Origin of the sequence: Sphingopyxis granuli NBRC 100800, assembly GCF_001591045.1 — a bacterium.
Lineage (GTDB): Bacteria > Pseudomonadota > Alphaproteobacteria > Sphingomonadales > Sphingomonadaceae > Sphingopyxis > Sphingopyxis granuli.
In genome coordinates this window covers 1-6,818 of the sequence record NZ_BCUA01000137.1, presented here as the reverse complement: position 1 = coordinate 6,818, position 6,818 = coordinate 1, and the positions used below count along the sequence as shown (strand labels likewise).

The following is a 6,818-nucleotide window of genomic DNA, read 5'->3' as shown; positions in this document are numbered from 1 at the left end:
TTCCAACTCATGTCATCATGCTCTAGCCTCGCTGCCCTCCCGCAAGCGGGAGAGGAGACGGCATGCCGCCTGTTCGAGTTGCGTTGCCTCCCGACGAAACTCTGTCTTTCGCAGCGCAACATAAACCGCTAGGCTCCCGTCCCATGTCCACGCTCCCCAAGACGCTCACCCTCGACACCTCGACCAGCCGCGCCAACCCGACGCCGCAGCCGATGAAGCGCCTGACGGTGCCGCGCATCCGCCAGCGCAAGGGGGGCGAGCCGATCGTCATGCTCACCGCCTATACGGTGCGCCAGGCGCAGCTTCTCGATCCGCATTGCGACATGCTGCTCGTCGGCGATTCGCTCGCGCAGGTGATTTACGGCCTGCCGCATACCGTCGCGGTGACGATGGAGATGATGGCGCTGCACGGCGCCGCGGTGGTGCGCGGCAGCTATCATGCCGCGGTGATCGTCGACATGCCGTTCGGCAGCTATGAGGCCGGCCCCGAGCAGGCGTTCGCCAACGCCTCGCGCCTGCTCAAGGAAACCGGCGCCGCGGCGGTGAAGGTCGAGGGGGGCAAGGTGCTTGCCCCGACGATCGAATTCCTGACCCAGCGCGGCATTCCGGTGATGGGGCATGTCGGCCTGACGCCGCAGGCGGTCAACATCCTCGGCGGCTATGGCGTGCGCGGCAAGAGCGACGAGGAAGCGCGCTCGATCGTCGAGGACGCGGTCGCGGTGGCGAAGGCCGGCGCCTTCTCGATCGTCATCGAGGGCGTGCTCGAATCGATCGCGATCGAGATCACGAACAAGGTCGCCTGCCCGACGATCGGCATCGGCGCTTCGGCGCAGTGCGACGGTCAGGTGCTCGTCACCGACGACATGCTCGGCATGTTCGAGCGCGTGCCGCGCTTCGTGAAGCGCTATAGCGACATGGCGAGCGTCATCGACGGCGCGGTCCGGGACTATGCCGAGCAAGTCAGGTCCCGTTCATTCCCGACATCCGAACAGATCTACGCCGGTTGAGGCCGGACGAACGGGCGCGGCGCAGCCCGGCGGAGCGCCGCCGCGGCCGGGTGAGTGAATCGCTTGGCCTTTCCGGGCCTCGCCGCTAAGGAAAGCGACCGGCGGGCCATGCGCCCCGCGCCCGTAGCGAGACGATGGAGGTTTGATTGGCCCTGAGCCCGGACAATGCCGCCTTTTTGCTGGAAGTCGACGAGGCGGTCCGCAAGGACCGGCTCGACACGCTTTGGCGGCGCTATGGCTGGTGGATCATCGGCGCGATCGTCGCGGCATTGGTCGCCTTCGGCGGCTGGCTCTATTGGGGCCACGCGCAGCAGGTGCAGCGCGGCGAGCAGGCCGAAGCGCTGGTCGCTGCCTTTGAAAAGGCGGCGGCGAGCCAGCCGAACGCCGCGGCGAAGGATCTCGACACGATCGTCGCGGAGGGCAGTCCCGCCTATCGCTCGGCCGCGCTGATGCAGCAGGCGAACATCAAGGCGCAGGCTGGCGACCGCAAGGGCGCGGCCGCGCTGATGGCGAAGGTCGCGGGCGACAAGAAGATCGACCCGGCGCTGCGCAATGCCGCGCTGCTTCGCCAGACCGCGCTCGAATTCGACACGCTGAAGCCGCAGGCGGTGATCGACCGCATGAAGCCGCTGGTCGAGGCGAAGGACCCCGCGTCGAGCTGGTTCGCCAGCGCCGCCGAACTCAGCGCCATCGCTTATTATCAGCTCGGCCAGTACGATCGGGCGGGCGAACTCTATGGCCGTATCGCCAAGCTGCCCGACGTGCCGAAATCGCTCCAGTCGCGCGCGGTGCAGATGGCGGGCATGCTGGGCGTCGATGCCGTCACCGACCGTGCCGGCGAAAGCGCGGACAAGGATCGCAAGGACGTCGCCGGGTCGCAGACGGCGGCAACCGAAAAGACTGAGGAAACCAAATAATATGCTGAAGAAGCGGCATTATATTCTCTGCGCGGCCCTGTTGGCGCTGCCCCTGTCGGGCTGCGGCGCGTTCAAGGACAAGGGCGGACCCAAGACGCCGACGGTCGGCGAGCGGGTGTCGATCCTGTCGAACGACAACAGCATCAAGGTCGATCCGGCGACCGCGGAGATCGCGGTGGTGCTCCCCGAGCCCGTCGTCAACGCAAGCTGGGCGCAGTCGGGCGGCAACGCCTCGAAGGCGATGGGCCATGTCGCGCTGGGCACGACGCGCGCGCGGCTGTGGCAGGCCAGCATCGCCGGCAGCACCAAGAAGCAGCGCCTCGCCGCGTCGCCGGTCATCGCCGACAACCGCCTGTTCGTCGTCGATACCGATGCGGTCGTCTCGGCCTTCGCGGCCGACACCGGTGCCTCGCTGTGGCGCACGCCGATCGGCAGCACGGGCAAGGACTACAAGGATTCGCTGTTCGGCGGCGGTGCCGCGGTCGACGGCTCGGTCGTCTATGCGACCAGCGGGTCGGGCGATGTCGCGGCGCTCAACGCCGCCGACGGGTCGGTGATCTGGAAGGTGAAGCCGGCCGGTCCGCTGCGCGGCGCGCCGACCATCGCCTTCGGCGGCGTCTATGTCATCAGCCAGGACAATCAGATCATCGCGCTCAGCGCCGCCGACGGCGCGGTGCAGTGGCAGGCGACCGCGTCGCTCGAACCCGGCAGCGTTTTCGGCGCCGCCTCTCCCGCGGCGGGGCAGGGCACGATCGTCGCCGGCTTCTCGTCGGGCGAGGTGCAGGCCTATCGCTACGAGAACGGCCGCGACCTGTGGGAGGATGCGCTTGCGCGCACCTCGATGGCGCTGTCGGTATCGACGCTGTCCGACGTCGATGCCGATCCGGTGATCGACCGCGGCCGCGTCTTCGCGCTCGGGCAGGGCGGCCGCATGGCGAGCTATGAGCTCGTCACCGGCCAGCGGACCTGGGAAATCTCGATCGCCGGCATCTCGACCCCCTATGTCGTCGGCGAGTGGGTCTATGCGATGACCGACGATGCCAAGCTGCTGTGCGTCGCGCGCGGATCGGGCAAGGTGCGCTGGATTCAGCAGCTCGCGCGCTTCCGCGTCGAAACCGACAAGAAGAAGAAGGACCCGATCCGCTGGACCGGACCGATCCTCGCCGGCGGCCGGCTGATCGCGGTCAATACCGAGGGCACGCTCGCCGAATATTCGCCTACCGACGGCTCGCTGCTCGCCTCGACCGAGTTCAAGTCGCCGCTGTCGCAGACGCCGGTGGTCGCCAACAATATCTTGTATATTCTGGCGGACGACGGACAGATCACCGCCTGGCGATGACGGGATGGGGCGCCGCGCGGCCCTGCATGATAGGATAAGCAGATGGCGCGATCCGCAACGATCGCCATTGTCGGCCGGCCCAATGTCGGCAAGTCGACCCTGTTCAACCGGCTCGTCGGCAAGCGGCTCGCGCTCGTCGACGATCAGCCGGGGGTGACGCGCGACCGGCGCGAGGGCGACGGGCAACTGCTCGGCCTGACGTTCGGCATCGTCGATACCGCGGGGTTCGAGGATCAGGACGCCGCGACGCTGCCCGGCCGGATGCGCGTCCAGACCGAAAAGGCGGTGCGCGAGGCCGACGCCGCGCTGTTCCTGATCGACGCGCGCGCCGGCGTGACGCCGCTCGACGAAGAGATCGCCCGCTGGCTGCGCAGCGAGGACACGCCGATCATCCTCTGCGCGAACAAGGCCGAGGGCAAGCAGGGCGAGGCGGGGCTGATGGAGGCCTATGCGCTCGGCTTCGAAAACCCGATCGCGCTCAGCGCCGAACATGGCGAGGGACTGGTCGACCTGTTCGACGCGTTGCGCCCGATCGTCGAGCCGTTCACGGAAGCCGGGGAAGCCGAAACCGGCGAGGATGACGAGGAGCCGCTCGGCCCGCTCAAGCTCGCGATCGTCGGGCGGCCCAACGCGGGCAAGTCGACGCTGATCAACCGCATGATCGGCGAGGACCGGCTGATCACCGGGCCCGAAGCGGGGATCACGCGCGATTCGATCCGCGTCGACTGGCAATGGGAAAAGGACGGCGAAGTCCATCCGATCCAGCTGTTCGACACCGCGGGGATGCGCAAGCGCGCGAAGGTGCAGGACAAGCTGGAGAAATTGTCGGTCGCCGACGCGCTCCATGCGGTCGATTTCGCCGAGGTCGTCGTGCTGCTCCTCGACGCGACCAAGGGGCTGGAGGCGCAGGACCTGCGAATCGCCGACCGGGTGCTGGAGGAAGGGCGCGCGCTGATCGTCGCGCTCAACAAATGGGACGTCGCCGAAAATCCGTCGGCGCTGTTCAACGGCGTGCGCGCGGCGCTCGACGACGGGCTGTCGCAGGTCAAGGGCGTGCCGCTGCTCAGCATCTCCGGCGCGACGGGCAAGGGAATCGACACGCTCGTCCGCGTCGCCTTCGAACAGCGCGACATCTGGACGCGCCGCATGTCGACCGCGAAGCTGAACCGCTGGTTCGAGGGTGCGGTCACCGCCAATCCGCCGCCCGCGCCGGGGGGTCGGCGGATCAAGCTGCGCTACATCACTCAGGCGCGCACGCGGCCGCCGACCTTCGTCGTCTTCGGCAGCCGCACCGACGCCCTGCCCGCGAGCTACCAGCGCTACCTGACCAACGGCATGCGCAAGGAACTGGGGTTTCAGGGGGTGCCGATCCGGCTCAACTTCCGCAACACGCGCAATCCCTATGACGATTGAGGCACCCGTCGTCGTCGATGCTCGCGGGATGCGCTGCCCGTGGCCGGCGCTGCGGCTGGCGCGCGCGATGCGGGCCGAGCCGCAGGTGCTGCTAATAGCCGACGATCCGAAGGCGGAGCGGGAGGTCACCGCGCTCGCCGCCGAACAGGGGTGGGCGCTCGCCGCCGATTCGGGCGCGGCCGGCCCCGGACGCTGGATCGTGACGCGCTGAAACAGCCATCCGTCGTCGCCGTAACCGCCTATTAACCGCCTTTTGGCATGCAGGCCTCGGGACCACCGGCCGAATTGCATGCCAAGGGACGGAACATTGGACGAGATGCTGGTCGATTGGAATGAATTCCGCGCGACGCGCACCCAGCTGGGCGCGGCGTTCATCCGCATATTGGGCTATTTCCGCGAGGACGGCATCAAGTCGGTCGCCGCGATCGAAGAGGCGATGCGCGCCCGCGACGCGCGCGGGCTCGTCATGCCCGCGCACACGCTGAAGAGCGAGGCGCGTCAGTTCGGCGGCGAGCGGCTGGGCACGCTGGCCGAGGATATAGAGATGTTCGCGCGCCACTGCGTCGAGGCGCAGATCAGCCCCGAGGAATATCTGCCGCGCGTCGTCACGCTGCGCCCGCTGTTCGAGGAAACGCTGGCGGCGCTGGAGCGCGAGGCCAATCCGCTCGTCCAGCGCGGCCGCCCGAGCTTCGGCCGCGCCGTCGGCTACTGAGCCGAGGACGCCAGCCGCATCGGCTGCACGGCCCCGCGCGCGAGGCTGCGCCACAGCCATTCGAGCGGCCCGTAGCGGAAGCGCGCGAGCCACGGCTTCGACCATAGCAGCATCAGCGCCGAGGCGCCGATCACGAACAGATAGAGCGGCAGGCGCCCGACCGCGCCGAACAGCCCGAGGCCATAGCCGTAGAAGAGGCTCGTCATCACGAGGCTGGTGCCGATGTAGTTGGAGAAGGCGGCTTGCCCCGCCGCCGCGATGCGGGCGATCCAGCCGCTCGCGGCATGGCGCCGGATCAGCAGGACCAGCAGCGCGGCATAGCCGATCATCATCATCAGCCGCGCGGGCTGCGCCCAGGCGAGGAAGATGTTGAGCGATAGCAGATAATCGAACCCGCCGCGCCACTGGACCCATGCCAGCACTATCGTCAGCAGCAGTCCCGGCGGCAGCCAGCGGAGCGCCGTGCGGCGATAGGCGGCGGACTCCCAGCGCCCCGCAAGGAAGCCGCTGCGCAGCAGCGCCATGCCGATCATCATTAGCGGCAGCGTTTCGAGCGCGCTCATCAGCACCATCAGCAACGGCGTGTCCGCATGGTCGAGCCGCTCGGCGAGGATCGGCAGATAGCCGCCGCGATAGAGCGCCAGTTCGGCGTCGACCGCGTCGCCAAGCCCCGCATATCCGGCGATCACGTCACGTCCCGCCGCAGCCATCGCCGCCGGCGCGCCGGGATCGTCCACCGCCTGCGCGAGAACGAGCTGCGCGCCGAAGAGCAACGTCATCAACAGCGTGCCGAGTGCGAACAGCCCGACTGCCCAGCGGATCAGTCGCCGCGCCTCCCAGTCGCGAAAGGCGAAGGCGATGCAGCCGATGCACGCATAGAGGAACAATATGTCGCCCCACCAGACGAAGAGATAATGGGCGAACCCGAACACCGCGAGCCACGCCATGCGCCTGTAATGCACCGCAGTGGCATCCTGTCCCGACGCCCTTGCGCGCTCGACGATCAGCAGCATGCTCGCCCCGAACAGGATCGAGAACAGCCCGCGCATCTTGCCGTCGAAGAGGATGAAGCCGATCGCCCAGCCAGCCAGATCGGCCGGCGTCTCCCCGCCATAGGCTTTCGGCGAGATATAGGCCGCTTCGGGCATCGCGAAGGCGACGATGTTCATCGCCAATATGCCCATCACCGCGAAGCCGCGCAGCGCATCGAGCGTGACCAGCCGCTGCGCCGGTGCGCCGTCCTGCTTATCCATTCGCGCCTCCGCTGCGTCCCGCCGGAAGGCTATAGGGCATTCGCTTCGGGATCATATCCCTCTCGGCGCGGTGGTAACGCCCTTTGGGTCTGGAAGGCGCCTACCTCTTCGTCACTGCGGACCTGGTCGGCATATATGTCCTTCAGGCAAGTAAGGAGCTGTTCCCCGGCGAAAGCC

General features: G+C 68.0%; 7 protein-coding genes. 6 read left to right on the top strand and 1 reads right to left on the bottom strand.

The annotated features are described in order from the left end of the window. Window positions 1-143: 143 nt before the first annotated feature. From panB to SGR02S_RS18580, 6 genes are all read left to right on the top strand, one after another. Entirely contained in the window at window positions 144-1,007 is an 864-nt protein-coding gene (panB, locus tag SGR02S_RS18605) for a 3-methyl-2-oxobutanoate hydroxymethyltransferase (RefSeq protein WP_067113598.1), read from the top strand. Window positions 1,008-1,153: 146 nt separating this feature from the next. Then, window positions 1,154-1,924 carry a tetratricopeptide repeat protein gene (locus SGR02S_RS18600; RefSeq protein ID WP_067113595.1) on the top strand — a complete coding sequence of 257 codons (771 nt, stop codon included), beginning with the start codon at window positions 1,154-1,156 and terminating at the stop codon, window positions 1,922-1,924. Window position 1,925: 1 nt separating this feature from the next. After that, the gene (locus SGR02S_RS18595) at window positions 1,926-3,263 is read left to right on the top strand and encodes an outer membrane protein assembly factor BamB family protein (RefSeq protein ID WP_067113592.1); all 1,338 of its coding nucleotides are present in this window, start codon (window positions 1,926-1,928) and stop codon (window positions 3,261-3,263) included. 42 nt (window positions 3,264-3,305) lie between these two features. After that, on the top strand, window positions 3,306-4,676 hold the full coding sequence (der, locus tag SGR02S_RS18590) for a ribosome biogenesis GTPase Der (RefSeq protein ID WP_067113589.1): 1,371 nt from the start codon (window positions 3,306-3,308) through the stop codon (window positions 4,674-4,676). Further along, a complete protein-coding gene (locus SGR02S_RS18585; RefSeq protein WP_067113586.1) occupies window positions 4,666-4,887 on the top strand; it encodes a sulfurtransferase TusA family protein in 222 nt (73 codons plus the stop codon). Before der ends, SGR02S_RS18585 begins: the two co-directional genes overlap by 11 nt. Window positions 4,888-4,965: 78 nt before the next feature. Further along, window positions 4,966-5,388 carry an Hpt domain-containing protein gene (locus tag SGR02S_RS18580; RefSeq protein WP_067113583.1) on the top strand — a complete coding sequence of 141 codons (423 nt, stop codon included), beginning with the start codon at window positions 4,966-4,968 and terminating at the stop codon, window positions 5,386-5,388. Here the strand turns inward: SGR02S_RS18580 and SGR02S_RS18575 are convergent. Then, window positions 5,382-6,641, bottom strand: a complete 1,260-nt coding sequence (locus tag SGR02S_RS18575) for a DUF418 domain-containing protein (protein ID WP_067113582.1) — start codon at window positions 6,639-6,641, stop codon at window positions 5,382-5,384. The two genes, SGR02S_RS18580 and SGR02S_RS18575, sit on opposite strands and share 7 nt — an antisense overlap. Window positions 6,642-6,818 lie beyond the last annotated feature (177 nt).